Genomic DNA, 26,276 nt, shown 5'->3' on the forward strand with positions numbered 1-26,276 from the left:
CCAAGCGGCGCATCTGGAACAAGGTATCGAAATCATTGTCAAAGCTGCCGTCAATCACGCCAGACTTAGCGCCATGCACGCTCGCCCCGCCCAATTCTTCGGCCGTGACGACTTCATTGGTAACGGTTTTGACCACATCAGGGCCGGTCACAAACATATAGCTGGTATCCTTCACCATGAAGATGAAGTCGGTCAATGCGGGCGAATAAACGTCGCCACCCGCACATGGGCCCATGATGACACTGATCTGGGGGATCACGCCGGATGACATCACATTTTCCATGAAGATGTCGGCATAGCCCGCCAGAGAATCAACGCCTTCCTGAATGCGTGCGCCACCGGCATCAAACAGGCCGATGACAGGTGCGCCATTGCGGGCCGCCATTTGCTGAACTTTGACGATCTTGGCCGCATGGGTCAACGATAAGGAGCCGCCAAAGACGGTGAAGTCTTTCGAGAACAGATAGATCAGACGGCCATTGATCGTGCCTTGGCCGGTGATGACGCCATCGCCTGGAAACTTCTGGGCGTCCATGCCGAATTCGGTGCAGCGATGCTCCACGAACATGTCGAATTCTTCAAAGCTGCCTTCATCGAGCAAGATTTCAATCCGCTCACGCGCGGTCAGCTTGCCTTTAGCATGCTGCGCATCCACCCGTTTCTGGCCGCCCCCGGCACGAGCTTTGGCACGTTTGGCTTCAAGCGCTTGAAGAATATCTTGCATGGGTCTGTCCCTGAAATGAGTTACGCTGCAGGCAGCGCAGGCGGTGTTGGAATTGGGTTAGCGGGACAAAGCCGCGCTGACAAGTTTTCGCAACGGCAAGTGCTATAAGGCAGGCAGGCCTAAAAAGCCTTCGCACCGCCGGATCCAAGCCTGAATGGCCGGATAGCGATGCAGTTCAAACCCGCCCTGATCGGCAAAGCGGGTGTATGGCAACAGTGCCATATCGGCCAAAGTAAAGGCGGTGCCGACAAACCAATCCCGTTCGCTCAAGTGCTCATTCATGCGGGAGAGAATGACTTGCCCACGGGGCAGAAGGCTTGGGTCAATCTCAGCATCGGTTTGGCCGAGTAAATGCACTTTCGCGCGCCGTACCGCGATGACCACCTCGTGGCTATATTGCTCCCAGAACAGCCATTCGAACATTTTCGCGCGGTCAAACGCATCTGCCGGGATCAGGGACGACCCTTCGGCGAGATAGAGGATGATGGCGTTGGATTGGGCCAGCGTTCGGCCATCATCAAAACGAACGACGGGCACTTGGCCAAAGGGATTGAGGGCGCGAAATTCCGGGCTTGCCGTCTGGCCTGTCAGGGCCAACACCTCGTGCCAGACATAGGGTAAGTTCAAATGCTCCGCCGTCCAGCGTACTTTCAAACAATTGCCCGAGCGATCATCGCCATAAATCTGCATAACTTACCCCTATTGGCTCACGATTTTTGACCGCCTAGCACAGCTTCACAATAGATTGTCTCAAGAGTCCGCCTAAAGACTGCTAGAGACGGGTTCTGTCGTGAGGGCCTCGACGGGTTAGGTGACACGGTTTATGCCTACACCCTTGCGCGGTGCCCCGAAGTGCGCCCCACACGACTTTAACAGCTATGGAAAGACTGCCTGTGAGCTCTGCAATCAAACCTGTTATCTCTGCGACTGGCCTTTATACGCCACCAAATTCCATCACCAATGAGGAATTGGTCGATAGCTTTAATCGCTATGTCGAGCTCTATAATGGCGAACATGCAGCGGCGATTGAAGCCGGGGAAGTGGCCGCTTTGACGCCGTCCTCGGTCGAGTTCATTGAGAAAGCCTCTGGCATTAAGGCCCGCTTTGTCGTCAATAAGGATGGCATTTTGGACCCCACCATTATGGCCCCGCGCATTCCAGAGCGGCCGAATGACGAATTGTCGATTCTCGCTGAGCTCGCCGTACGGGCTGCCCGCCAAGCCCTTGAGCGCGCAGGCCGCGACCCGATGGAGGTAGACGCGGTTATCTGTGCGGCGTCCAATATGCAGCGCGCCTATCCCGCCATGGCGATTGAAATTCAAGCAGCGCTTGGCTGTAACCCCGAAGGCTTCGCCTTTGACATGAATGTGGCTTGTTCGTCGGCCACCTTTGGCATTCAGACGGCGGCTGACTTTGTGCGCGCGGGCCATGCGCGCAGCGTATTGGTGGTCAATCCAGAGATTTGTTCCGGCCATTTAAACTTTAAAGATCGCGACAGCCACTTCATCTTTGGCGATGTTGGTACGGCCATCCTGATTGAGGCCGCCGATGTCGTTGGCGACAAGCCGCATTGGGAGATTTTGGGCACCAAGCTCAAAACCCAATTCTCCAACAATATTCGCAACAATTTTGGCTTTTTGAACCACACCGCGCCTGAAGGCATTGGTGCCAAGGATAAGCTGTTTGTCCAAGAAGGCCGGAAGGTGTTCAAAGAAGTTGTGCCCATGGTCGCGGCCATGATCATCGAGCACATGGAAACCTTGGGCCTTGAAGCTTCAGGCCTACGCCGCATGTGGTTGCATCAGGCCAATGCCAATATGAACCGCCTGATTGCGGGCAAGGTTTTGGGCCATGAAGCCAGCGAAGATGAAAGCCCAACTGTGCTGGACACCTATGCCAACACCTCCTCTGCGGGCTCAATCATTGCCTTCCATAAAAATAGCGATGATCTGGGCGCAGGTGACACGGGCCTCATTTGTTCGTTTGGCGCAGGCTATTCGGCTGGGTCCGTCTTTGTCCGCAAGGTGGCCTAAGGCAACCTTGTGATCATTTGGCGGTAGAAACGGGCCAACGTTACAAGAGTTTCACTCGACATTCCCAATACAGCCTGCAAGCTATCCCCAATTGTAAAAGCGCATTGGGGATTTGCGGCATGTGGGTCTTTGCATTGTTAGCGGCTGGCTTTGGATCCTCGGCTCAAACCGAGAGCAAGGACCAAGAGCTTGTTTCGGCCCCTCGGGAGAAAATTGCTATTGAGCAAGAACTGATCCCGCCCCCAACTGGTGGAGCGCCAAAACATTTCTTCGACAAGCGCTTTGAGAAAAGTCCAAGCACGCGCGGTTTCATGGTGGTCACCCCACAACCGCCCGTCCGCCAGTTTGAAGAGCAGACAGAAGGGAACCCGCGATTGGAACCGCCCGGAGGCTGGGTGGCACCAGAGCGCAAGGGCAAGCACTACCGGGTTGAGCCCTTGAACGAGGCCTCGCCAAGAATTCGAATCCGGCGTGGCAACAGCCATTAGAGTAAGAGCTAGGTGCAAAGTGAAACGGGCTCGGCTATTTGTGGCTGATGCGTGCTGCCCCTTATATCTCCCCCGTCAAGATTGATCTGACCCGTCAAGCCGACGGCACCATCTTGCTAACTAACCCACATCCCTTGCGCCCCGCTTTTGCCAATGTTGTGGCACCCTTGGCGCATTGGGCTGATGAAGCGCCGCGCAGGCTTTGGCTTGCAGGCTTTGAGGCGGGGGCTTGGCGGCACCTCAGCTATGAGGATGGCTGGACATTGGTGCAATCCCTTGCTGCAGGGCTCTATGGCCGCTTTGCGCGCGGCAGCATTATTGCCATCGCCTCGTCCAATTCGATCAGCCATGCGCTTTTGACCTATGCTGCCCCCTTGGCTGGGCTGGCCGTCGCGGCAATTACCCCAGCCTATTCGACCAAAGCGCGCGACCCGCGCCGCTTGCACGAGGCTCTCAAGACTTTGGGTGCTTCGGCGGTCTTTATGGAAGGCCTAGCCTTTGCCAAGCCTGCGCTATGGGCAGAAGAAATTGGCGTGCCGGTCATTTCGCCGGGTGACGGGTTTGGTACCTCGGGGGAAATCTCGCTCGACCAGCTTTTCGGCGACCCGCAGGACGCGCCAGATCTCCAAACAATCGACCCGCGCGATGCCTGCAAATATCTTCTGACCTCTGGCTCAACCGGTTCGCCCAAAGCGGTGACGGTCACACACGCCAATTTGGCCGTGAATGCCGCCCAAATTCGTTCCACCTTTGATGCCGCGCGCGAAGCTGAAATTTGGCCAGACGGCATCATCATGGCCAATCACTTGCCGTGGAGCCACTCTTTGGGCGGCAATGCGGTGTTGCACATGTTGCTGCACGCAGGCGGTAGTTTGTGGATCGACCCCGGTACCCCAACCGCTGAAGGCCTTGCGGCCACGATTGCGACGATCAAGCACGTCAAACCCAATTACCACATCACCGTGCCCTTAGGCTGGACGCTTTTGGCCAGTGCGCTGGAACAGGATGAAGACTTGGCCGAAGCACTCTTCTCCAATTTGCGCATTATGCAATATGGCGGGGCGGCTTTGACCCAAGATGTCTATCGCCGCTTACAACAAGTCGCCGTTCGGCAAACGGGCGAGGAAATCACCTTGGCGGCTGGCTATGGCGCAACCGAGACTGCGCCGACGGTTTGCAACGTCCATTGGCCCAATGAAGTCATGGGGCTCGTCGGCCTACCCGTGCCCGGCCTCACGCTTAAACTTGTGCCGCAAGGCAGTAAGTTAGAGGCGCGTGTCAAAGGCCCAGGTATTACACCGGGCTATCTCAACGCGCCTGAAAAGACCGCAGATGCCTATGATGAGGATGGCTTCTATAAGTTGGGCGATGCGCTGCGCTTTGTAGACCCCGACCAGCCCGAAGCCGGCCTCTCCTTTGATGGCCGCTTGTCGGAAGAATTCAAGCTCGCAAATGGCAGCTTTGTGCCTGCGGGCCTCGTCCGCCCCGCGCTTGTTCAAGCCTCAGACGGCCTGTTCAGCGACGCCGTCATCTGTGGTGAGGGTCAAGAAGAATTGGGTGCTTTAGCCTTTATCAATCTCGCCAAAGCCCGTCAGCTTACAGGCCTCGACGAAGATCTCGATGCTTTGGTGTGGCATGAAAACGTGCGCGCGCAAGCCAAAGCAGCGCTCGAAAAAGTCGGGGCTGGCCAGCCCGCAACAAGACGGGTCACCCGCCTCATTCTTCTGACCTCCCCGCCGAGCCTTGAGGATGGCGAGATCACAGATAAGGGCTATTTGAACCAAGGTGCCTGTCGGGCTTGTCGGGCTAGTGCCGTGCAGGCCCTCTATCAACAAGAGCCTGCCTTAGAGCGGATCGATCTGGTTTAAGCGGGCAGCGCGAAATTGGCCGGATGCTTGCCCACAGCCCGTTCATAATGGCTGCGGATCAACGCCCAGTCGGCTTCATAATCGCCGGTTGGCTTAAGCGAGCCACTGATGCGAACAGTCTTGGTGGCAAAGTCCATCACGGCAAAGACGATGGGCACGACAGCTGCTTGAGCAATCAGATAATAGCCCTTCTTCCATTCCTCAGCCCGCGAACGGGTTGCTTCAGGGGGAATGGCGAGGAACAAGTCACGCGCATTGGCGAAGGCGGTGGTCATGCTGGTGACGAGGCCATTGCTGGTGGATCGGTCAACCGGCACACAGCCCAGCCACTTCACAATGCCGCCAAAGGGGCCTTCGGTCAGGCTTTTCTTGCCCATGAAGCGCAATGTGATGCGATATTGGCCAGCCGTGGCCAGCATGAGGATACCATCCCAATTCGACGTGTGGGGGGCTGCGAGAATCACCGCTTTCTGAAGGTCGGGCCAATCGCCTTGCAATCGCCATCCACTCAGCTTCAGATACAAGGCGCAGATATAGCGCCAAATTTCAGGAAGAATGCCGCGAAAAGGCGCGGGCTTATGGGTCGCTGGATCGAATATTTGGTGGCCGTCATTAGTGCTCACGCGTCGTCCTCCAGGGCTCTCTATCATGTGGGTTCAGCCTTGATCCAAGGTTTGCGGCCTCAGGCTTGGCTTGTCCAACCATCAATTACAGTCCGATTGGCTTTCTGCTGCGTTAAGCGGTCAGCCTTAAGTCCGCGTTTTCTAGCAGAAGGACGTGTCGGAATAGCCACAACGCGTGCCCGAAAAAGCAACGACGCCGCGGCTTCATTGACTTTAGGCGCAATTACGCTCACGAGGTAATCACGGAGCCCACCATCCAGGGGGATGAAGGGTAAGTCGCGCCATGTTCGGCGCCTCGCCGCAAAACATTGTGAGACGATAAAATGACCGACAACAACGGGACCGGTGATACCGGCCCGATTAGCGAGACTCCAGATGGCGTAACCTTCGCCGATTTGGGTTTCTCGCCCCCGCTTTTGAGCGCCATCGCCGATACGGGCTATACCAAACCTACCCCCATTCAATGGAAAGCCATTCCGCAAGTCTTGGCTGGCCGCGACGTTTTAGGCATTGCTCAAACAGGTACCGGCAAAACGGCGGCTTTCGTCCTGCCGATGATTGAGCGCTTGTCGCAAGGCCGGGCACGCGCCCGTATGCCACGCACATTGATCCTTGAGCCGACACGCGAATTGGCCGACCAAGTCGCGGAAAACTTCCGTAAATATGGCAAAAACCACAAGCTGACGATGGCGCTTTTGATTGGCGGCGTCTCATTCGGCGACCAAGATGCGCTTTTGACCAAGGGCGTTGACGTATTGATCGCGACACCGGGCCGCCTGCTTGACCATTTTGAGCGCGGCAAGCTCTTGCTGACTGGCGTCAATATGTTGGTGATCGACGAAGCCGACCGCATGCTCGACATGGGCTTCATCCCGGACATTGAGCGGATCGTGAAGCTGACGCCCTTTACCCGCCAAACCTTATTCTTCTCGGCCACCATGCCGCCAGAAATCAAGCGCTTGACCGAGCAATTCTTGCAAGCCCCGGCCAAGGTCGAAGTGGCGCGCCAATCCCAAGCAGCGGCAACCATCACGCAACGTCTGCTGAAGAGCCCCTCTTCTGATCCAAAGACCAAGCGCGCCGTGCTGCGTGCTGCGATCCAGTCGGCCATGGCGACCATGAAGAATGGCATCGTATTTTGTAACCGCAAAACCGACGTCGATATCGTGGCAAAGTCCTTGAAGGTTTATGGCTTTGATGCCGCCCCCATTCATGGCGACTTGCAGCAAAGCGTGCGCACCGCAACTTTGGAGCGCTTCCGCAATAATGACTTGCAAATCTTGGTGGCATCTGATGTGGCGGCCCGTGGTCTTGATATCCCCGATGTCAGCCACGTGTTTAACTTCGACGTCCCCCGCCATGCCGAAGACTATGTCCACCGTATCGGCCGGACAGGGCGCGCGGGCCGTTTGGGTGAGGCCTTTATGGTCGTCACACCTGGCGATACCAAAGCACTCGATGCCGTTCAAAGCTTGATTAAAACGACGATCGAGTTTGCTGACATCGAAGGCATGCCACAAGAAAAAGTGTTCGATGATCGCAAGCCTGCAGCGGCTTCGGGCTCGAGCAAAGGCGGCAGTCGGCCACGGCGCGGCAAACCTGCCGCACCGGTTGAAGCTCAAATTGAAACAGCCGAAGTCGTCGACGCGCCAGTAGAGACGGCTGAACAAGGCGAAGCCCCCTCCGTTGAAACCGCTGTGGAAGCCGCCGGCGGCCGCAGTCGGGGTGGCCGCAACCGCCGTCGCACAAAGCCCGATAATCGTCCTTCTGAGCCTGTGTCAGACCCAATGGCTGTCATTGATTTGGGCGGCGATGATGAGGCCAGCCAAAGCTTTGAACTGCTTCCGCCCCAAGACACGTCGGACACGCCACGTCAAAGCCGTGGGCCACGCGACAATCAAAGCCGTGGGCCACGTGGCCGCGAGCGCAATGATCGGAATGATCGGGGTGAGCGGAATGATCGCGGCGGCCGCTATCGCCAGCAAGATCAGGACCCCGATGTGTTGGCTTTTGGCAATGACATCCCAGCCTTCATGAAAATCCCCATCCATCTAGGCCCCATCAGCGACGACGAAGCCTAGACACTTGAAGTCATAGACTTGGCTTTGGCATTGCGCCCAAAGCCAAGCCGCGACTTTGTGCCGCGCATACATACGGGTTTTGAGTGTGAGTTTGGCTTGCAGGATGCCTGCGGCTGTGACAATACCAGTTGATGATGCGAACCATTCTCAAAAACTCCCGTGCCCGCCTGTTTGTTTCGGTTGCTGTTGCATCCACAATTTTGCTGACCCTTGCGGGTTGTGGTGCGCCAGAGCCTGCCGCTGGCTCGAAAGGCGAAGTCAATATTTATTCGGCCCGCCATTATGATGCGGACGAGCAACTCTATGACTTGTTTGAGAAAAACACCGGTATCGCGATAAACCGCATTGAGATGAAGGGTGACCTGCTGCTTGAGCGTCTGAAGGCTGAGGGCACACAAAGCCCGGCAGATGTCATCTTGCTGGTCGATGCTGGCAATTTTTGGCGCGCCGAAACGGCTGGCCTGTTCCAATCGGTCCAATCGGCCAAGTTAGACGCGACCGTCCCAGCCAATATGCAGGGACCCAAGAAGGATTGGTTTGGCTTTGCCAAGCGCGCGCGTGTCATCGCCTATGACCCTGTTCGGGTGAAGGCCGACCAAGTAGCAACTTATGCGCAATTGGCTGAGCCTGCCATGAAAGGTAAAGTCTGCGTTCGCCCATCCAGCAATGTCTATAATCTTTCCTTGATGTCCTCTTTCATCGCGGATTGGGGCGTTCCCAAGGCTGAAGCCTGGGCCAAAGGCGTTGTGGCAAACTTTGCCCGCCCACCCGAAGGCGCCGACACCGATCAATTGAAGGCCATCGCAGAGGGCAAATGCGCGGTCGCCATTGTGAACCATTATTACGCAGTCCGCTTGCAACGCTCTGAAGACCCGGTGGAAAAGGCGATTGCGGCCAAGATCGCCCTCTCCTTCCCCGATCAAGCCGGTGCAGGCACGCATGTGAATATCTCAGGCGGCGCGCTGGCGGCTCATGCCCCCAACAAAGCCAATGCGGTCGCTTTCCTGGAATTCTTGGCAAGCCCTGAAGCACAAAAGATCTTTGCCAAGGCCAATGACGAATTCCCTATCCTCGCCAGCGCCATGGACGACAATAGTGAATTGAAAGCCTTAGCCGGCTTCAAAGAAGCCCAAACCCCCATGGCTGCTTTGGGCACCAATCAACCTGAGGCCCAGAAGGTCTTTGATCGCGCGGGCTGGAAGTGACCACATTGGATCCGGCCGCAAGACCCAGCCCCACGCGGGACTGGGAAGGGCTTGGCTCTGCCAAACCCCTTGGGCTGCCGCTTAAAGCTTGGGCGCTTTACGCGCTTTTAGTCGCGATTCCAGGTCTCCCCGTTCTGTTCACGCTGCTGGCGGCCTTTGGACCGAGCGAAAGCTTTGATCACATTGCCCGCGTCCTTTTGGGCGAAATGGCGCTGACGTCGCTGTCGCTCTTGGTGATTTCCACCCTTGGCGCGACCATCTTCGGCGTCATCGCGGCTTGGTTTGTGACCGCCTATCAATTCTGGGGACGGACCGCGCTGAGTTGGGCGTTGGCGCTGCCCTTGGCCATGCCCGCCTATGTATCGGCCTATGCGTGGGGCGACTTAACTGGCGCGCGCGGGTTTTGGATCGCAACCTTGGTTTATGTAACCACGCTCTATCCTTATGTGTATCTGGCCGCGCGCAGCGCCTTTGAGGCCCAATCGGTCTGTGCGCTAGAGGCCGCCCGCCTGTTAGGGGCCGGGGCTTGGAAGCGTTTTTTCCGCGTCGCTCTCCCGCTGGCACGACCGGCGATTGCCGCAGGGGCCGCGCTGACAGGCTTAGAGATTGCCGCCGATTATGGGGCCGCGGATCATTTAGGCGTTTCGACCCTGACCATTGGTGTGTTTCGCGCGTGGTTCTCTATGGGTGATTTGGCCGCTGCGGCGCGCATTGCCTGCCTGCTTTTGGTTGGCGTCCTGTTTCTGGTCTGGCTCGAGCGCAAGTCACGGGCGGGCTTGGTATCAGGGGGCTCGACCCGTTGGCGCACGCCACAACGGGCCAAGGTTTCCGGCCTAGTCCAGCTGCAGATTACAAGCTTTTGCTTTGCTATTTTGACCTTGGGCTTGATCATTCCCGTCCTGCACCTTGCCAACCTCGCCATCGCCAGTGGATTGCCCGAGCGGGCCTTGAGTAAGCCGCTGGCTGCCACCGCGCTTCTCTGCGCACTGGGTGCCAGCGCCACCTTGGTCTTGGCTGGCCTCAGCGCCTTTGTCGGCCAGCGCAGCGCGCAAGCCAGCGCTTTTGTCCGCGCTGTTAGTCTCGCAGGCTATGCCACACCCGGTGCCGTGACGGCCTTAGGCATATTGGCAGCTTTAGCCTTGAGTGGCTCACAAATGGTTGCTGCTTTGAGCGGTCCATTAGCCATCATCGCGCTTTGCTATGCCTATGCCGCGCGCTTTACCGCAGCAGGCCTTGAACCTTTAAGTGCGGGCCTTGAAAAATCGACCCGTTCCATGCGGGAGTCGGCACAAACATTGGGGGCAAGCCGGATCAAGCGCTTTTTGAATCTAGAAGCGCCCTTGGCGGCTCCATCGGCCTTTGCGGCGGCCTTGATCGTCGCGGTCGAGATCGCCAAGGAATTGCCAGCAACCACCATTCTGCGCCCCTTCGGCCTCGATACTTTGGCTGTCCGCGCCCATGCCTATGCCGCCGATGAGCGTTTGGGGGCAGCAGCTTGGCCCGCCCTTGCGATTGTATTGGTAGCTTTGATCCCGACCTTATTGTTTTCACACGGTCTTTCTAAATCACGGGCAGGCCAATCATGAGTGAGTTCGCCCTCGAAGCGCGCCACTTGAGCCGCGCTTTTGGTGCCGTTAAGGCGCTGGATGATGTGAGCCTGAGCTTGGAGGCTGGCAAAGTGCTGGCACTGTTGGGCCAATCCGGCTCTGGCAAAAGCACGCTTCTGCGCGTCCTCGCCGGGCTTGAAAGCTTGGATGCGGGCGAAGTCTATGCCGACGGCAAGCTTGTGAGTGACAAGCGCACCACGGTGCCACCTGAAAAGCGCCCGTTAGGCATGGTGTTTCAGGACTATGCCCTCTTCCCGCATCTGACCGCTCTGGGCAATGTCGCGTTTGGACTTGGCCATATGGGCAAGCCAGAGCGGCGCGTCTTGGCGGCGTCTTGGTTAGAGCGTGTTGGCCTAGGTGATCGAGGCGGGGCATTCCCGCATGAGCTTTCCGGTGGCGAACAGCAGCGCGTTGCCCTCGCCCGCGCGCTGGCCCCCAGCCCGCGCGCCATCCTGATGGACGAGCCGTTCAGCGGCCTTGACCCACACCTGCGCACCGATCTGCAATCGAGCATGCTGGCGACTTTGGCAGAGGCTGGTGTTGCCGCATTGATTGTCAGCCATGACACCGAAGAAGCACTCGCCGTGGCCGATCAGGTGGCCATTATCGAGCATGGCCGGATTCTGCAAAGTGGCTTGCCCAGTGATGTCTTTTCCGCACCTAAGTCGCTAGAGGCGGCCCGTGCGCTGGGTGCGGTATGGAGCTTGGAGGCCCAAGCCCAAAATGGCCACGTAAAAACGCGCCTCGGCACCTTTGCGAGCACCTTTGATGGCCCAGTCGTGGTCTGCTCCCGCCCTGAGACAACCCGCGTGACGGCTTCAGAAGCCGGGGATTTCATGGTGGTGGATCGCCGCGGTGTAGGTCGCTTTTTGACCTTAAAACTGCAGGCGATCACGGGCGAAGGTGCATTCATCACCGCCCTCGTGGAAGCCAAAAACGCCCCGGATAGAGGCCAACGCGTGGCTTTAAGCCTGCAGAGCGAAGATGTGTTTGTCTTTAAGGCGTAACCCCTTCGACCAACCTCACTTGAAAAAGCCGCCAAGCTTGCCCAAGGTGGACCGATGACTGCTTTGATTGCCCCCCTCACAAGCTTGATGCAGGCCCGCTTTGGACCAAGCGCTGAGGTAGCCGACATGACGCGGCTGTCTGGGGGGGCTAGCCAAGAGACTTGGGGGTTCAGCTTGCAGGTGCATGGCCAAGCACCGCGCGCCCTGATCCTGCGCCGTGCGCCCTTCCAAAGCGCAGCAAAGGGCGAGGCCATCGGCCTTGTGAAGGAAGCCAAAATCATTGCCGCTGCCGCGCAAACTGGGACGCCCGTCCCCGAGATTATCCATGTCTGCCGTCCAGATGACGACTTAGGCGACGCCTTCATCATGGCCCATGTTGACGGTCAGACGATTGCCCGAAAAATCCTCCGCGACGCGGAATATAGCCGTGCCCGCCCACGACTGGCGTTTCAATGCGGTGAGGCTTTAGCGAAAATCCACGCCGTCGCGGCCGAAAGCTTGCCAGCTGACTTGCCCGTCAGCCATGGCTTGGATCAATTGGACCGCTATGAGGCGATTTATCGTGGCTTTGAGATGGATCGGCCTGTCTTTGAATTGGCGCTGGCTTGGTTGCGCCAGAACGCCCCTGCACCCTTGCCGACAACCCTCGTGCATGGCGATTTTCGCAATGGCAATTTGATGGTCAACGGCGAAGGCTTAGCTGCTGTCCTCGATTGGGAACTCGCCCATCAGGGCGACCCGCGCGAGGATCTGGGCTGGATCTGTGTCAACTCTTGGCGCTTTGGCGTGCGGGAGAACCGGGTTGGTGGCTTTGGCCCGCTGGAAGACTTGTTGGCGGGGTATCAGTCCACCGGGGGCCATTCATTTGAGCCCAAGGACCTGACGTGGTTTCAAGCCTTGGGCAGCTTCAAATGGGGCATTATGTGCCTGATCATGTATCAGGCCTTTGCCACCAAAGCCGACCCATCGATTGAACGCGCCATGATTGGCAGGCGCGCTTCGGAAGCCGAAATCGACTTGCTCAATCTGATCGAAGGTCGCCCCCATGCATGAAGCCCCCTCGTCTGAAGAATTGTTGGGGTCCGTCATCGGATTTTTAAACCACGTTGCGGCACCTCAGCTCACGGGCCAAGCCGCCTTTCATGCCCGGGTCGCCGCCAATGCCTTGGCCTTGGTCGAGCGAGAAATAGCCCAAAGACCCGCAGCCGACGCGCGAGCTCAAGCGCTTTACGCGGACTTATTGCAGGATCAAACCAGCCTATTGGAAGCGCTGACCAAACAAGTCTGCGCGCGCATCCGATCGGGTGAACTTTCGTGCGACAACCCTGCCCTTTTGGCCGCCCTGCGCGAGATTACTTCTGCCCAATTAGCGATTGATCAGCCCAATTATAGCGGTCTGATGCCATGAAGCGGAACTGGCAGCGCTGGATTATTGGCGGGATTATTAGCCTCAACCTCTTGGTGGGGCTAACGGCCTATTTCATGCGCGACAATTTGTTTCGCGAATTGATCCAGCCTGCCGTGCCATTTCAAGTCGATGAGCCACCACCCGTCCCCGACTATAGTGATGCCGCCGCTTGGGCTTTCCGCCCGCAAGGGGCCAATGCCAGCCTTGGCAAAGCCGATATCTTCATCGTGCACCCGACGACCGCTTGGAGCGGCAATACGGGTTGGAACATGGATATTGCCGACAATGTTTCCCGCACGCGGCTAGAAACAATTGCGCTGCCCAATCATGCGGAGCCCTTTGCAGCCGGTGGCCCGCTCTGGGTTCCCCGCTATCGCCAAGCCGTATTGTTTGCCCTGTTGTCGCAGCGCGATGATAGTCACGAGGCGCTTAATCTCGCCTATGAAGATGTGGCGCGCGCCTTTGAGACGTTTCAACAAGCCCGCAATCCTAAGCGCCCCTTTGTCCTCGTAGGACTCGGTCAAGGTGGCCTGCATGTCCTGCGCCTGTTACAAGAAAAGGGCGACCTGGGGCCGATGTTGGCCGCCACTTATGTAATCGATCAGCCTGTGCCCACGGCCCTGTTTGAAGGCCCCAGTGCAGTTCCGAGCTTTCCCAAGCCCTGCCAGAGCGCCAAGCAGACCCGCTGTTTTGTCAGTTACACAAGTCTTGATGGCGGCGATCAACGCGGCGCGCGCATCTTGAGGGAGCGCTCGACCATCTGGACAGCGGACAAGGGCTATCGCGCTATCGGTGGCGCGCGTTTTGCCTGCGTGAACCCACTGACGGGTGCCGCGCCGCTACTCAATGCCGCCCCCAGCACCAATCGGGGCTCTGCTGCCGCCAGCGGCCTGGAACGCGGCACAGAACCGGCCCTGCTACCCGGAGAGACCGGGGCTATGTGTCGGGATGATCTCTTGTGGGTAGAGGTGAACCGTCCGGCGGCCTTGTCACGGGCGCGGTTTGAGCTGGGCACGTTTTACAAGATAACCGGCTATAATCTGTTTTACGCTGCGCTCAGCGCCGATGTTCAAGCCCGGGTTAATGCGCTGAAATAGGGCCATACAAAAAAGCCCGTCGAACCTCTCAGTCCGACGGGCCTTTTGACGACTTGATTTGGTAGAAATTACATCCCGAAGCGGGCCTTCATTTCTGCCGTCATCTCTTCGATTGCCTTCACGGTCACTGCGTCTTTCTCGCGGGTCTTCCAATATTTGGCGATCTTCTTGAAATTCTTCAAAGGTGCTTTCACGCCCATAACCGGCAGGATCTTGACCACGAAGAACAGGCTTGGGGTGATGGTGCAATCTGCCAAGCTGAACTTATTGCCAGCCGCATGCTTCTTGCTCGTCAGCACATGTTCGAGATGACCCAAAGCGGTATTGACGTCCGCAATCGCGGCTTTGATGGCTTCAGGATCTTTGCCAGGGCCCATCAGACCAAAAATCTTGCCCATCGCCGGGCCGACATAGATGTCATTCACGCGCGAGATGAGGCGCACTTGCGCACGCTCTTCAGGCTTGCGAGGACGCAAAGCTGGCTTCGGGAATGCATCTTCGAGATATTCGAGAATGACTTCCGACTCCGGCAAGGACATGCCCGAGTCCGTTACCAAGCAAGGGATTTTCCCGATTGGATTGATAGCCAGAAACTCTTCGCTTTTCATACCGCCGCCTGGGGGTGGCAAATACTCGACTTCCAAACCCTTAGCGGCAATCTGCATCTTCACGCGCTGCACAAACGGGGAAAGGTCACTTCCATATAATTTCATCACTCAAGCTCCCTGGTTCTTATAACAAATCGCGTGCTTTGGCTGCCGATGGGACAGATACTTATCAATCAATTTCGACTCGCGCAGCGCGCCATTCTTGAGAGGATAGGTAGCGCCACATGCGCGTCTGGCCAACAACTTTGACAGCCCAAAGCCCAATCTGTGCAGTCAATTCACAAGAATTGACTAGCCATTGTCGTCAGATGACGGTCTTTGCGCGCAATGAATAGCAAGTCCAAAGGCGCAGTCGCCTTAAAGGCCAATAATCGCGACAGAACAGACATTACTTGCAGGCGCTCCACCCAGATTGTGCGTCAGCCCTAAACTGGGGTTCGACAATTGGCGATCACCCGCCCGACCCTGCAATTGCAAATACATTTCATAAAGCATCCGCAGACCCGAGGCTCCAATCGGATGGCCAAAGCATTTCAGCCCGCCGTCAATCTGGCAGGGCACTTGGCCATCGGCATCATAAAAGCCGTTCATGACGTCCTTCCAGCCTTGGCCTTCAGGCGAGATGAACAAGTCTTCCATGGTCACAAGCTCCGTCACAGAGAAGCAATCATGGACCTCAATCATCGAAATCTGGTCACGCGGCCGCTCAATGCCGGCCTCAAGATAGGCCTTTTTCGCGGCGATGCGGGCAGTATGGAAGTAAGAGCCATCCCACGAATTATGCTGGCTCTCCATCCCGTTAGAGACCGACAGCTGTAGGGCTTTCACATAGACCAAGTCCTTCTTGCCCAAAGCGCGGGCAATTTCGGGCGTCGTGACGATGGCAGCCGCAGCACCATCCGACACGCCACAGCAATCAAACAGGCCCAAAGGCTCTGCGATCATTGGGGCAGCCATGACTTGTTCTTCGGTCACCACATTGCGCAAATGCGCCTTCGGATTCTTCGACCCATTGGCGTGGCTCTTGACGGACACATGGGCGATGGCGCGCTTAAGGTCTTCGCGAGAAACCGTGTGCTTGGCGCGATAGGCACTGGCCAATTGCGCGAAATTACCGGGGGCCGAGCCATTGGGTGCCGTCTGGGGGATAAAAGTGCCCATATTGCCTGTGGGCAGGCCGCCATAGCCAGTGTCTTTCAGCTTCTCGACACCTACAGCAATCGCGATATCGGCAGCACCAGCGGCGACCGCATAGACCGCGCCGCGAAAAGCCTCAGAGCCTGACGCACAGAAATTCTCAACCCGTGTGACGGCGATATTGGGCAGACGCAAAGCGATAGACAAAGGTGTGCCGCCCTTGCCGGTGCCAATCTCATCAATATGGGTGGAAAACCAAGCCGCATCCAATTGGGTCGGCTCAATCCCCGCATCGGCCATAGCCTCTAGATAAGCCTCGACCATCAATTCTTCCGGGCCGCAATCCCAACGCTCTCCGAACTTGGAACAACCCATGCCAATGACGGCGACTTTGTCACGAATTCCTGCGGCCATGCTGATGCCTCCCTGAACCGAATTACTTTTTATTTTGGGAGACTGTGACCCAGATTGATCCGGGTTTCAAGCGGCTGTTTGGCTAGTTTGATGCGGGCTTTTGAACGGTGCGATCAAAAAAGGAAAGTGCTTCTGCCCAATCCTCTGTGTGGATGCCGTGCAGACCTGGCCGCATGTAAAAGGCCAAGACGCCTGTGCCATCGGGTTGCCGCAGTTTGGTCTGGCTAAAGGCTGACTCGCCAAAGAGTTGATAGGCGGGGTCGGCCCCCTTCAACGCCCGGAAACTGCCATGCGGGTCACCCCATTGGTCCCGCCGTCCCGTACCGATCAGGACAGGGCGAGGTGCCAGAAGCGCGATCAATTGATGCTGATCGACGTCCAGGTCAGCGGGTTTGCCCGCAAAGGCACGGTAGGCCGGGGCAAACCAATGGGGGAAAGACGTTGTGATGTCGGCCACCGACTCTCCCACATCATCGCGGCCCAATGCAGCCCCTGCGGTACCAGACTGTAAAGCCCAAACGGCTGCTGGCCTTGGGTCAAAGGCAGCAGACAACAAGGCAGCTTTTCCATGGCGGGAGTGTCCCCATAGCAGCACCCGTTTAGGGTCCAATCGCGGGTCCGCGCTCAAAACGTCCACCACGCGCGAGGAGGTCCACGCCCAAGCCGCAATGGCCCCCGTGCGCTTGTCAGGCGGCGTGCCAACAGGCGTCAAAGCTTGTAGATAGGGTTCAGCTACCACAGGCACGTCGGGCACCACATCGCCTGGATGCCAAGATGCCAAGGCATAACCTTTCTCAGCCAAGGTCTCCCAAGGCGGTGCATTGGCATGCCTGCCGAAAATAGCGGTGACCAGAAAACCTGGTGCCCCGCCGCCGCACTCTTGCGGCAAGGCCATGCTGGTTGTGCGCACGCCCGGCTGTTTCGGCAGAAGGGCGTCATTGCCGCAAAAAGTGCCGCCTGCGATAACCGGGAATGGGCCCTTGCCCTTGGGGATCATCAAAATCAAATCAACGGTCGGGTGACCACCGGGCCAGGGGCCCGCTTGCGCCGTTTTAATGGCAATTGTGATGCGCTCAATCGTGCCGATCGCGCCCTTCTCGGGCTTTTGAAGAAGTTCGCGACTAACGATCTCATAGGCTGCGGGTCCGGGCATCGCGCCATAGATTTCGCTTTGGAAGCGGGCTTTCAATAAGGGCGCGCGGCGGTCTTGCCAGTCTTCTTGGGTTTGGACCGCTGGGTCAGACTTGAATGCTGCCAGAACGGGTGGTGAGGCGGGCGGACCCGTGATCTCTTGGGGGACATTGGGAAGGCGTTGCAGGGCACATCCCCCAGCGCTTAAAGCTAGCCCCGTAACGATCAGAACAGCCCCCAAAACAAGTTTTCGACGCAATCCCATAGGTTTGTCCCTCTTCCTGCCCGTTTCAATTGGCCTACGGTGCGACCTGTCTGGTGGTTACAGGGGTAAAGGCTTTGGGTCTACTAAATTGAAGGTAAGGTTCGCGAAAGGGCTTGCCACTTCATCCCGCTTCAACTGCCCAAAACCGCTTCCTCATCTAAAAACCAGCCTTTCACCGATTGGCTGATGTCATCGGGGCTGACCTCGTCTGTGTCGGGTGAAAGTACCGTGCAAGTCGAAGTGGCCTTGTAACCCCTTACAACCAATCCTATAATGCACCTACTTTAGGGGTGATTAGTGCCAGATTATGACGTCAGGGCTAAGATAAAAATCACGCGCGTTGACTCTGACAGGTCACGCCTGCCAAATCCTAGTGAAACTGTCGGTTGGATCGCACTCGGGCTTGTCATTGCATTCATTTATTTGACGACCAAGGCGCTCCTCCTGCTCGACCGTCAAAAATCCAACGGACAGTCGGAACAAATCTATCTGCCCGAGCCCTTTAACACTAGCCGCAAAACCAAAATTCTCAAGGAAGCCCCGCAACAATTCCTCGTCAGCCCGGACCGTCGGCTCGTGGTGTCTTGGCGCAATCCAAACCAATGTGACAAAGAAATTCTCTTGTCCTATCGACCCAGCGACAATTCAGAGGCCGCCATTAAAACCGAGGTTTTACTCGGGCTTGGCGGCAATAAAATCTTTCCCCTTGTCGGCAAAACAAGCTGGCAAGTGCAATGGTCGCTTCGAGACAAAGCGACAAAAGAGCTAGGCTGCAAGAATGCCGACTATGGCTCTATGCCATTGGACGTCGAAGTGTTTGGCTTTACCGAGGATATCCCAACTTTCTCGCCAACTAAGCAGTAAATTCCCTCACCGCACGGGAACAGCCTTCCAGAAATAGCGGGTGAAGCCGCGGCGGTCGTCCCACTCCTTCACACGGAAAGCCATACGAACTTGCGTGCCGCTATCGATCTCACCGGGCTCAACATCGGCGATATCCATGAAGATCCGGCCACCGCCTTCAAAGTCGATCTGGCCATAATGATTGGGTGGGTTCATCGAATAAGTCAGATAGTCCGCCGAATAGGTCAGCACTTTGGCAGCGCGTTCGGCGAACTTATAGGGCTCTTGGCTGTCGACTTCGGGCGAATTGGGCGCAACCGAAATGCGGGTGCGGGGATATTGAACCGTGCCTGTCACCTGACAGCGGCCCCCAACAAGCCCTAAAATACCGTCATTATAGCGGTAGAGCGTGGTCAAAGCGGTTTTATTGTCCTTTTCCGCCCGCATCCCCTTATCCCACTCCACCAAGCCATTAAAGACCAGATATTTCATATAGCTGGTCTCTTCCTTCCGATTGGTGAGCCAGCCGGACAGGCCCAAGCGCGGCTTGAATTGGGTGATGGCGTCGGTGACTTTAAAGACAAGCGCCTCACAGCCTTGACCGAATTGGGCGACCAAAATCGTCTGCCCAGCTTTCGCCTTCTCCAACACGCCAGCCAGCATCAGGAGTGCATGCGCACAGCCCGTCTCGCCCACGATCGTACCTAAATTGTCAGAGACCGCTTCGGGCTTCAGGCCCAAGCGCTTGGCGATGCCTTCGGCGATGCCCTTGAAGGTGCTGGGCAGGATGAAATGATCGACGGCCGAGGCCTCTAGTCCTGCGCTTGCCAAAGCGCGCGTGAGAACTGGCGGTACAATTTTCATATAGCCTTCGTCGCGGATCCAACGCTCTTCCCATTGATAGTCAAAGGCCTCATCGGCACCGCGAAAATGGTCGACAAAATCAACCGTACTGGCGGCCCCGCCGATCCATTCGGCAAGAACATTGTTGCGCCCAACCACCATGGCCGCCCCGCCATCGCCATAGTCAAACTCTTGAGCGGAAACAGCCTTTGGCACGCGCCGGTCTCCAGCTGCGACCAGAATAGACGGATTGGCACCTTCGGGCGCGCCATTGGCAACGCATAAGGCTTGCGCCAGCGCCGTCACGCCAGCTTTCTGCGTCCCGGAGATATCGGCGGCTTGGATGGTCGGTTCGAGCGTCAAAGCCGCTTGCACAATGCCTGCGTTCAAGCGGTCAGCGAAGGGCGCGGTGGTAGAAGCAAAATAGAGTGCCTTGATATGCGAGCGGTCATCCTCTGGGCCCAAAGCATCGCGGGCAGCTTCGACGGCGAAGGTAATCGCATCCTCGTCCCAATTGCCAAAGGCACGTTCGCCCTTGGCCTTGCCCATCAGATTGGGCGCGAGCCACGCATTGGTTTGCGCCATCGCCTTCTTCTGCAAACGCAAGCGCGGCACATAGGCCCCAAAGGCTGTAATCCCAATCATCGCGCCATCTCCCAGAGCTTTGTTATTCATTCTTGTGTTGATCCACTCTGGCGCGTGGCTGGTCGCATTTCAAGATGGCGGGATCAATTTGGTGAGGTTGGCCGCCGCCGGCATGGCGAACTTCCGAAACTTCTTCAGCACGGCCATTTTGTCATGGTCATTGGGATCAACCGAAGCGATCACTTTTCCAAACCCATCAAGACGCGACTCGCGAATCCAATCGCGCAATTTGGGGTCTTGGCTCCACGCCAATTGGTTCATCATATTGCCCAGAACAGCGCGGGGATACATGTCCAAAGTCCGCGGCAAGGGAATGGATCCGCAAAGGCCATTCTTGGTGGAATCATCCTCATAATTAGCCTCAACATAGGCTGCGAGAGCCGCGCTGAAAGCCGGCTGAGGGATGCGGATCATTTGTGGCACGATCAAGCCATCTTGGAACACCGGCACCGCTGGGCGATCCTCGACCGCCGTGGCCGAGCAGTCGATGAAGAGGGTATTCTCGCCAAAACTTTCCTGCCCACCTTCCAGAACAACTAAGGTCGGGCTGATTGAGGTCACGCGGCCCTTGCGGATCACGTGCTTTATGCGGGCTAATTGCGCGACTTCCCCGGTCGAGACCGTCGCATAGCGGTGGACGGTTGGGCGCACATTGGGATCAATGCGTAGCATGACCCCGCAGGCTTCCAAGCGGTCAAACAAATCGTCGACATCTTTTGCCTCTGCACAGGCCTCCATCATATCGGCTTGGCCCGCGATGGTTTCGTCAAAGAAGTCGAGGCCGGGTTGGGTCTTGCGGCGGTTCAGCAGCCAAGAATCGCGCGGCATGATCCAACTGATGGAGTCAGGGTCAGCCCCAGAGGCCAACAGCCAACAGGCTGCGTCCATCCCGGTCTTGCCAGCCCCGACGATCACAAAATGCTTGGGCATGCCTTGGCTGCGCTTCCACAAATGCGGCAGCTCATTCAAGGGGACAAAGTCCACGCCTTCCTCAATCGCAAACTTAGGTCTGTGCGTCGAAGGAACCGTTGTCCCGAAATAGGTGGCATCGACCGTTTTCTTGCGGATGTGCACTTCGGTTTCCTTGCCCGAGAGCAAGGAGACAAAGCGCCCGTCACCGAGATAATTGGACATCGGGAAATAGCTGACGCGCCCACTGGCCAAGAGCCGCTGGTTCATGACCTTCTCGAAATAGCCGCTGACTTCTGGGCCTGACGCCAACTCATACAGGCCTTGATTGATCCCGGTCTCGTCAATGCGGTCTTGGCCCAGCGGCAGCGAGTTCACGCCATAAAAGGCCGAAGGCTGGTGCAAGGAGACAAAGCTATAGGCATCGTTCCAATGGCCACCGGGCTTGCCATGGCGATCCACAATCGTGATGTGGGCCTTAGTTTGATCCAACAAAGTATCGGCGAAAGCCAGACCAACGGCCCCTGCCCCAACAATCAGATAATCGGTTTCCATGAGCGGCCCTTCCTGAATCAAACCTCAAAGCTTTTTGAAAGCTTAGAGGCTTGCGTCAGGATTTACCACCAGGATTTCGCCTTAGCGTTGAATCCAGACTGCGCTTCAAGCACACCCGCAACGGCAAACACCGTCTCTTCGTCCAAAGCCCGTCCAATGACTTGTAAGCCCAACGGAAGCCCCTGCGAATCAAGGGCTGCGGGTACCGAAATACCAGGCAGGCCAGCCAGGTTCGCCGTCACGGTGAAGACGTCATTGAGATACATCTGGATGGGATCATCGCTCTTCTCGCCCAAACCAAAGGCGGCCGAAGGCGCCGTCGGGGTCAAAAGCGCATCGCACTTCTGCCAAGCCAAGCGGAAGTCTTCGGCAATCTTGGTGCGAACGCGTTGGGCGCGCAGATAATAGGCGTCATAATAGCCAGCCGACAGCACATAGGTGCCGATCAGAATCCGCCGCTTCACCTCATTGCCAAAGCCTTGCGCCCGGCTTTGCTCATAGACTTCGGTCAAAGTCTCACCCTCAACGCGGGTGCCAAAGCGCATGCCATCAAAGCGGGCAAGGTTGGACGAAGCCTCCGCTGGGGCCACGATGTAATAGCAGGGCAAAGCGTATTTGGTGTGTGGCAGCGAGACATCGACGATTTCTGCGCCGGCATCTTTCAGCCACGCAATGCCATCGCTCCACAGCTTCTCAATGGCTTCTGGCATGCCGTCGACGCGATATTCCTTTGGAACCCCGATCTTTAGGCCCTTCACGCCACGCGCAACCGCGGCTGCGAAATCGGGCACGGGGATTTGCAGGCTGGTGGAATCCTTTGGGTCGTGACCACACATGGATTCCAACAGGATCGCGCTATCCAAAACCGTCTTGGCAATCGGGCCAGCTTGGTCGAGCGAGCTGGCGAAGGCGACAATGCCAAAGCGGCTGGCGCGGCCATAGGTTGGCTTAATCCCGACCGTGCCGGTGAAAGCCGCTGGTTGACGGATTGAGCCGCCCGTGTCGGTCGCCGTCGCGCCCAAGCACAAATCTGCGGCAACCGCTGCGGCCGACCCACCCGACGAGCCGCCCGGCGTCAAAGACGCATTGGCCCCGTCTTGGCGCTTCCATGGATTGACCACAGGGCCAAAGCGGCTGGTTTCGTTCGACGAGCCCATCGCGAACTCATCCATATTGAGTTTGCCCAACATCACCGCACCGTCGCGCCACAGCTGGCTGGTGACCGTGCTTTCATAGGTGGGCTTAAACTCACCCAATATGTTGGAACAGGCAGTTGCGCGCACGCCTTCGGTGCAGAACAAATCCTTGATGCCCAAGGGAATGCCTTCCAAGGCACCCGCATTGCCGGCCTTTAAACGCGCGTCCGAAGCGGCAGCCATTTCCAGCGCCTTCTCAGGCGTGGTCACCACATAGGCATTGAGGCTTGGATTGGCGGCTTCGATGGCTTTATTAAAGGCGGTGGCCAGTTCGACCGCGGAAAAGGCCTTAGACGCCAAACCGTCGCGGGCTGCGGCGAGTGTCAGTTCAGTCAATTGGGTCATTATTCAACCACCTTTGGAACCACAAAGAAGCCATCCGCGCTGCGGGGCGCATTGGCGACGATTTTTTGCGAGTTACCACCATCGGTCACAACATCTTCACGCAGCGGCAGCGTGGTTTCCACCGCACTGGTCATGGGCTCAACACCTTCGACGTCGACTTCATTGAGCATCTCAATCCAGCCGAGGATGGTGTTCAATTCGCCAGCCAAGCTTTCAAGCCGGGAATCTGGTTCGTGGATGCGCGCCAATCGGGCGACACGCCGCACGGTGTTTGCGTCTACTGCCATGGGTTGAAGGTCCTTATTGTCGACTTGTCGCTAACGGCTCAAGCCGCCAAGAGCAAGGATAGAGGCCAGTAAGCCCGCCATTCTGAGGCAGAGTCTTGCAGCGCAACGGGGCAGGTTCGCAATTTACTTATCCCCGTCTCCCACACCGCAGTTTCTCGTGATGGCCAAATCCGTCGAGGCAGAAAAGCTTTAACCTTAGGGCGAGAAGGAAGGCGCGTTTGCTTATCAGCTACTACCAAATATTTGAAATAGGGCAGATCCTGTATTCCCGCCTTATCGGCACAGATACGTGCTAATATCGCTTAGGTTGCGACCTTCAGAGCAAGTTCTTGCTTCTTGTGTGTAAGTGCTTTGCGCTTCTGTCCGCGAAACGAACATAACTAGGCTGGCCAAAATGATCCATAAAGCCAGCGACTGTGCGACTTCTTTCATAAGATGCTCCAGTAAAACAAATTCAACCCAGCGCTCTCAACTTCCAAATGGACGACGAATGCTTGTTCAGTTCGAATATTTCACTTCAAATTGATCTAAACGCGATTCCAACATAAAAACTAACTGACCTTAGGTTAGCAGAACCAATTTCCGCTGTCATGACCAGTGGCTGCGTACAACATGAGCATGACGCTTTTTTATGCATCATCTATGGTCGTTGCACGAAATTTCTGCCACACAGCGCTATGACCATGCCTTCACCCAACCTTGAGGTGCCTGAGAAGCGCGCCTCATCCGGTTTTATCTTTGTTTTTATTACGATTACCTTGGACATGTTGGCCCTAGGGCTGATTGTTCCAGTGTTGCCAAATTTCTTGAAAGAAATGACAGGCGGCGATGTCGGTGAAGCGGCCCACATGATTGGGGTGTTTGGGTTTTTCTGGGCGTTGATGCAGTTCATCAGTATGCCGATTATGGGTGCGCTCTCGGACCAAATCGGACGCAAGCCCATCCTGCTGATCTCCAATTTCGGCCAAGCTCTTTCAAATTTGCTGACTGCCTTTGCACCTGGCTTTTGGTTGTTGCTTCTATCGCGCATTCTATCTGGTGCCGTCAGCGCCGTGGGTTCTACCGCCAATGCCTATGTGGCGGACACCGAACCCAAAGAGACGCGCGCGCAAAAGTTTGGCATGCTGGGTGCTGCCTTCGGCCTTGGCTTCATTCTGGGTCCAGCAATCGGGGGCTATCTCGGCGGCATTAACCTACGCCTACCGTTTTTCGTCGCAGCCGGACTTTGTACCCTAAATGGTCTGTTTGGGCTGATTATGCTGAAGGAATCTCTGAAACCTGAAAATCGCAGGCCGTTTCGCTGGAACAGCGCCAATCCAATTGGTTCGATCCAATTTCTTGGTTCAAACCCCAAAATCCTCAAGCTCACGCTCATTCGCGCTTTGTGTGATTTCGCCCAAGTGGTTTATCCCTCCACCTTCGTCCTCTACGGCTTTTATCGCTATGGCTGGGAGTCTGATGTGGCTGGTCTCACTTTAGGCTTGGTGGGCCTGAGTTCCATGATCGTGCAGGCCGGCCTCGTCGGACCGATCATTCGTCGCATTGGTGAGGTTTCAACGTTAATCTTGGGGCTGTTCTTAGGCGCGCTTGGCTATGGGCTTTATGCGTGGGCACCCAATCAATACATTCTTTGGGCTTCTGTGCCGATTGCGTCCTTGGCGGGCATTTATGGTGCCGCTGTTCAGTCCCTCCTGACCCGACAGATCGGTCCAGAGGAGCAAGGTCGGTTGCAAGGGGCAGTCGGCGCGGTGCAGGCGGCGACCAACATGGTTGGCCCACTTGTTTTCACCGCTATTTTTGCTTGGTCTATTGCCCCCGTGCGCGACCCCAGTCTGCCGGGTGTAGCTTTAAGTTTGGCGGCATTCTGCTTGCTGATAGCAACAGGGATCGCCGCCACGGGTGCGCGCCAATTCCGCGCCGATCAAGCGTCAGCGAAAAACTGAAGCCTCACCTTAAACCTTGATCGCCAATGCCCGAATGAAGATCTCGGGATCAACATTGCCGCCACTTCCGGTCACGGCAATCACTTGGCCTTTGGCCGGCACTTTGCCGGACAGGACCGCCGCCAATGCCGCCGCCCCGCCCGGCTCCAACACGATCCGCAGATATTTGAAGGCAAACGCCATCGCATGGAGGACTTCGTCATCGCTTACCGCGACGCCTTTGGTTCCGACGCGGGCGAGAATCTCAAAGGTCAATTCGCCGGGAATTTGCGTCATCAACGCATCTTGGATGGTGCGCGTGCCCGGTTCATTGGCGACGCGTTTGCCCAAGGCGAGCGAGCGGGTCAAATCATCGTGGGAGACAGGCTCTGCCCCGATGAGCTGGGTCTTGGGTGAAAGAGCCTCTAAGGCTAGGCCAATGCCCGCCGCCAAACCACCGCCACTGGCACAACTGACCAATGTATCAAGCTCGAGCCCCAACTCTCTCACTTGATGAATGATCTCAAGACCGCACGTGCCTTGGCCCGCAATCACATCCGGGTGGTCAAACGGGGGGATCAAGGTCGCACCTGTCTCAGCTGCCAGCGCCGCCCCAATCGCCTCACGGCTTTCCAGCACGCGATCATAGGTGACGATCTTGCCACCATCGGCCTCAACCGACTCAAGCTTGCCCTTAGGCGCATCCGACGGCACCACAATAATAGCCGACATGCCCAAATGCTTGGCGACATAAGAGATGCCTTGGGCGTGGTTACCAGACGAAAATGCGACAACCCCTTTCGCGCGGTCCTCCATCGGGATCTTCAACATGGCGTTGGCAGCCCCGCGCATTTTGAACGCGCCACGCGGCTGCAAGCAGTCCGCCTTGACAAAGATTTGGCCGCCGGTCGCCTGATCGAGCGCATCGGCGCGCAATAAAGGGGTGACGAGAGCAAGTGGGCGGATGCGGCGATCTGCTTCCAGCACATCTTCGAAAGTCGGTAGGGTCATGCCCCTTCCTCACGCGCGCTGCGC

The 26,276-nt window shown here is 57.0% G+C and carries 23 protein-coding genes; 12 read left to right on the top strand and 11 right to left on the bottom strand.

The genetic code is table 11. The annotated features are described in order from the left end of the window. Both ACOVRA_RS02620 and ACOVRA_RS02625 read right to left on the bottom strand, forming a co-directional pair. The coding region (locus ACOVRA_RS02620) for an acyl-CoA carboxylase subunit beta (protein ID WP_421718931.1) at window positions 1-724 on the bottom strand (724 nt) is incomplete at its 3' end. Window positions 725-826: 102 nt separating this feature from the next. Beyond that, entirely contained in the window at window positions 827-1,414 is a 588-nt protein-coding gene (locus ACOVRA_RS02625; protein ID WP_421718932.1) for a glutathione S-transferase family protein, read from the bottom strand. A 203-nt stretch (window positions 1,415-1,617) separates the two neighbouring features. On the opposite strand from ACOVRA_RS02625, the gene ACOVRA_RS02630 reads away from it, so the two are divergent. The 3 genes from ACOVRA_RS02630 to ACOVRA_RS02640 all read left to right on the top strand — a co-directional run bounded on the left by ACOVRA_RS02630 (window position 1,618) and on the right by ACOVRA_RS02640 (window position 5,113). Further along, window positions 1,618-2,757 (top strand): beta-ketoacyl-ACP synthase III, encoded by a 1,140-nt coding sequence (locus tag ACOVRA_RS02630; protein WP_421718933.1) that lies wholly within the window; start codon window positions 1,618-1,620, stop codon window positions 2,755-2,757. Window positions 2,758-2,876: 119 nt separating this feature from the next. Further along, on the top strand, window positions 2,877-3,245 hold the full coding sequence (locus ACOVRA_RS02635; RefSeq protein ID WP_421718934.1) for a hypothetical protein: 369 nt from the start codon (window positions 2,877-2,879) through the stop codon (window positions 3,243-3,245). A 47-nt stretch (window positions 3,246-3,292) separates the two neighbouring features. Then, entirely contained in the window at window positions 3,293-5,113 is a 1,821-nt protein-coding gene (locus tag ACOVRA_RS02640) for an AMP-binding protein (protein ID WP_421718935.1), read from the top strand. Here ACOVRA_RS02640 and ACOVRA_RS02645 read toward each other — a convergent pair. Then, on the bottom strand, window positions 5,110-5,736 hold the full coding sequence (locus ACOVRA_RS02645; RefSeq protein WP_298228996.1) for a 1-acyl-sn-glycerol-3-phosphate acyltransferase: 627 nt from the start codon (window positions 5,734-5,736) through the stop codon (window positions 5,110-5,112). The two genes, ACOVRA_RS02640 and ACOVRA_RS02645, sit on opposite strands and share 4 nt — an antisense overlap. Window positions 5,737-6,059: 323 nt before the next feature. Between ACOVRA_RS02645 and ACOVRA_RS02650 the strand changes: the two genes are divergently transcribed. The 7 genes from ACOVRA_RS02650 (at window position 6,060) to ACOVRA_RS02680 (ending at window position 14,141) form a co-directional block, all read left to right on the top strand. Continuing rightward, on the top strand, window positions 6,060-7,817 hold the full coding sequence (locus ACOVRA_RS02650) for a DEAD/DEAH box helicase (RefSeq protein ID WP_421718936.1): 1,758 nt from the start codon (window positions 6,060-6,062) through the stop codon (window positions 7,815-7,817). Window positions 7,818-7,948: 131 nt separating this feature from the next. Further along, window positions 7,949-9,022, top strand: a complete 1,074-nt coding sequence (locus ACOVRA_RS02655) for an extracellular solute-binding protein (RefSeq protein WP_290805253.1) — start codon at window positions 7,949-7,951, stop codon at window positions 9,020-9,022. After that, on the top strand, window positions 9,019-10,608 hold the full coding sequence (locus ACOVRA_RS02660) for an ABC transporter permease (protein ID WP_421718937.1): 1,590 nt from the start codon (window positions 9,019-9,021) through the stop codon (window positions 10,606-10,608). The genes ACOVRA_RS02655 and ACOVRA_RS02660 overlap by 4 nt, the downstream gene beginning before the upstream one ends. Then, complete coding sequence (locus tag ACOVRA_RS02665) at window positions 10,605-11,636, top strand: ABC transporter ATP-binding protein (RefSeq protein ID WP_421718938.1); 1,032 nt, start codon at window positions 10,605-10,607, stop codon at window positions 11,634-11,636. The genes ACOVRA_RS02660 and ACOVRA_RS02665 overlap by 4 nt, the downstream gene beginning before the upstream one ends. Window positions 11,637-11,690: 54 nt before the next feature. Beyond that, window positions 11,691-12,689 carry a phosphotransferase family protein gene (locus ACOVRA_RS02670; protein WP_421718939.1) on the top strand — a complete coding sequence of 333 codons (999 nt, stop codon included), beginning with the start codon at window positions 11,691-11,693 and terminating at the stop codon, window positions 12,687-12,689. Next, complete coding sequence (locus tag ACOVRA_RS02675) at window positions 12,682-13,044, top strand: DUF6285 domain-containing protein (protein ID WP_421718940.1); 363 nt, start codon at window positions 12,682-12,684, stop codon at window positions 13,042-13,044. The genes ACOVRA_RS02670 and ACOVRA_RS02675 overlap by 8 nt, the downstream gene beginning before the upstream one ends. Then, on the top strand, window positions 13,041-14,141 hold the full coding sequence (locus ACOVRA_RS02680; protein ID WP_421718941.1) for a DUF3089 domain-containing protein: 1,101 nt from the start codon (window positions 13,041-13,043) through the stop codon (window positions 14,139-14,141). Before ACOVRA_RS02675 ends, ACOVRA_RS02680 begins: the two co-directional genes overlap by 4 nt. 68 nt (window positions 14,142-14,209) lie before the next feature. Here ACOVRA_RS02680 and ACOVRA_RS02685 read toward each other — a convergent pair whose 3' ends face one another. The 3 genes from ACOVRA_RS02685 to ACOVRA_RS02695 all read right to left on the bottom strand — a co-directional run bounded on the left by ACOVRA_RS02685 (window position 14,210) and on the right by ACOVRA_RS02695 (window position 17,696). After that, the gene (locus tag ACOVRA_RS02685) at window positions 14,210-14,854 is read right to left on the bottom strand and encodes a glutathione S-transferase family protein (protein WP_421718942.1); all 645 of its coding nucleotides are present in this window, start codon (window positions 14,852-14,854) and stop codon (window positions 14,210-14,212) included. 252 nt (window positions 14,855-15,106) lie between these two features. After that, window positions 15,107-16,300, bottom strand: a complete 1,194-nt coding sequence (locus tag ACOVRA_RS02690; RefSeq protein ID WP_298229014.1) for an acetyl-CoA acetyltransferase — start codon at window positions 16,298-16,300, stop codon at window positions 15,107-15,109. A gap of 82 nt (window positions 16,301-16,382) precedes the next feature. Continuing rightward, a complete protein-coding gene (locus ACOVRA_RS02695) occupies window positions 16,383-17,696 on the bottom strand; it encodes a hypothetical protein (RefSeq protein WP_421718943.1) in 1,314 nt (437 codons plus the stop codon). A gap of 297 nt (window positions 17,697-17,993) precedes the next feature. Here ACOVRA_RS02695 and ACOVRA_RS02700 point away from each other — a divergent pair, with 297 nt between their 5' ends. Beyond that, window positions 17,994-18,560: a hypothetical protein gene (locus tag ACOVRA_RS02700; protein ID WP_421718944.1), complete on the top strand. Its 567-nt coding sequence runs from the start codon at window positions 17,994-17,996 to the stop codon at window positions 18,558-18,560. A gap of 6 nt (window positions 18,561-18,566) precedes the next feature. Here ACOVRA_RS02700 and ACOVRA_RS02705 read toward each other — a convergent pair whose 3' ends face one another. The 4 genes from ACOVRA_RS02705 to gatC form a co-directional block, all read right to left on the bottom strand. Continuing rightward, a complete protein-coding gene (locus tag ACOVRA_RS02705; protein WP_421718945.1) occupies window positions 18,567-20,057 on the bottom strand; it encodes a hydroxymethylglutaryl-CoA synthase family protein in 1,491 nt (496 codons plus the stop codon). 39 nt (window positions 20,058-20,096) lie between these two features. Continuing rightward, complete coding sequence (locus tag ACOVRA_RS02710) at window positions 20,097-21,491, bottom strand: NAD(P)-binding protein (protein ID WP_421718946.1); 1,395 nt, start codon at window positions 21,489-21,491, stop codon at window positions 20,097-20,099. Window positions 21,492-21,553: 62 nt separating this feature from the next. Beyond that, the gene (gatA, locus tag ACOVRA_RS02715) at window positions 21,554-23,032 is read right to left on the bottom strand and encodes an Asp-tRNA(Asn)/Glu-tRNA(Gln) amidotransferase subunit GatA (protein ID WP_421718947.1); all 1,479 of its coding nucleotides are present in this window, start codon (window positions 23,030-23,032) and stop codon (window positions 21,554-21,556) included. Continuing rightward, window positions 23,032-23,319, bottom strand: coding sequence for an Asp-tRNA(Asn)/Glu-tRNA(Gln) amidotransferase subunit GatC (gene gatC / locus ACOVRA_RS02720; protein WP_290801524.1), 288 nt, complete (start codon window positions 23,317-23,319; stop codon window positions 23,032-23,034). The genes gatA and gatC overlap by 1 nt, the downstream gene beginning before the upstream one ends. Window positions 23,320-24,002: 683 nt before the next feature. Between gatC and ACOVRA_RS02725 the strand changes: the two genes are divergently transcribed. Next, window positions 24,003-25,262 (top strand): TCR/Tet family MFS transporter, encoded by a 1,260-nt coding sequence (locus ACOVRA_RS02725; protein ID WP_421718948.1) that lies wholly within the window; start codon window positions 24,003-24,005, stop codon window positions 25,260-25,262. 9 nt (window positions 25,263-25,271) lie between these two features. On the opposite strand, the gene ACOVRA_RS02730 is transcribed toward ACOVRA_RS02725, so the two are convergent. Next, window positions 25,272-26,252: a threonine ammonia-lyase gene (locus ACOVRA_RS02730; protein ID WP_421718949.1), complete on the bottom strand. Its 981-nt coding sequence runs from the start codon at window positions 26,250-26,252 to the stop codon at window positions 25,272-25,274. Window positions 26,253-26,276: the final 24 nt, after the last annotated feature.

Origin of the sequence: Aquidulcibacter sp., assembly GCF_049239865.1 — a bacterium.
Classification (GTDB): Bacteria; Pseudomonadota; Alphaproteobacteria; order Caulobacterales; family Aquidulcibacteraceae; genus Aquidulcibacter.

Coding starts and splice junctions, on each gene's coding strand:
- ACOVRA_RS02625 (WP_421718932.1), bottom strand. CDS start 1,414: ATGCAGATTTATGGCGATGATCGCTCGGGCAATTGTTTGAAAGTACGC.
- gatC (WP_290801524.1), bottom strand. CDS start 23,319: ATGGCAGTAGACGCAAACACCGTGCGGCGTGTCGCCCGATTGGCGCGC.
- ACOVRA_RS02690 (WP_298229014.1), bottom strand. CDS start 16,300: ATGGCCGCAGGAATTCGTGACAAAGTCGCCGTCATTGGCATGGGTTGT.
- ACOVRA_RS02670 (WP_421718939.1), top strand. CDS start 11,691: ATGACTGCTTTGATTGCCCCCCTCACAAGCTTGATGCAGGCCCGCTTT.
- ACOVRA_RS02680 (WP_421718941.1), top strand. CDS start 13,041: ATGAAGCGGAACTGGCAGCGCTGGATTATTGGCGGGATTATTAGCCTC.
- ACOVRA_RS02685 (WP_421718942.1), bottom strand. CDS start 14,854: ATGAAATTATATGGAAGTGACCTTTCCCCGTTTGTGCAGCGCGTGAAG.
- ACOVRA_RS02655 (WP_290805253.1), top strand. CDS start 7,949: ATGATGCGAACCATTCTCAAAAACTCCCGTGCCCGCCTGTTTGTTTCG.
- gatA (WP_421718947.1), bottom strand. CDS start 23,032: ATGACCCAATTGACTGAACTGACACTCGCCGCAGCCCGCGACGGTTTG.
- ACOVRA_RS02675 (WP_421718940.1), top strand. CDS start 12,682: ATGCATGAAGCCCCCTCGTCTGAAGAATTGTTGGGGTCCGTCATCGGA.
- ACOVRA_RS02725 (WP_421718948.1), top strand. CDS start 24,003: ATGCCTTCACCCAACCTTGAGGTGCCTGAGAAGCGCGCCTCATCCGGT.
- ACOVRA_RS02695 (WP_421718943.1), bottom strand. CDS start 17,696: ATGGGATTGCGTCGAAAACTTGTTTTGGGGGCTGTTCTGATCGTTACG.
- ACOVRA_RS02710 (WP_421718946.1), bottom strand. CDS start 21,491: ATGGAAACCGATTATCTGATTGTTGGGGCAGGGGCCGTTGGTCTGGCT.
- ACOVRA_RS02640 (WP_421718935.1), top strand. CDS start 3,293: ATGCGTGCTGCCCCTTATATCTCCCCCGTCAAGATTGATCTGACCCGT.
- ACOVRA_RS02635 (WP_421718934.1), top strand. CDS start 2,877: ATGTGGGTCTTTGCATTGTTAGCGGCTGGCTTTGGATCCTCGGCTCAA.
- ACOVRA_RS02730 (WP_421718949.1), bottom strand. CDS start 26,252: ATGACCCTACCGACTTTCGAAGATGTGCTGGAAGCAGATCGCCGCATC.
- ACOVRA_RS02705 (WP_421718945.1), bottom strand. CDS start 20,057: ATGAATAACAAAGCTCTGGGAGATGGCGCGATGATTGGGATTACAGCC.
- ACOVRA_RS02650 (WP_421718936.1), top strand. CDS start 6,060: ATGACCGACAACAACGGGACCGGTGATACCGGCCCGATTAGCGAGACT.
- ACOVRA_RS02665 (WP_421718938.1), top strand. CDS start 10,605: ATGAGTGAGTTCGCCCTCGAAGCGCGCCACTTGAGCCGCGCTTTTGGT.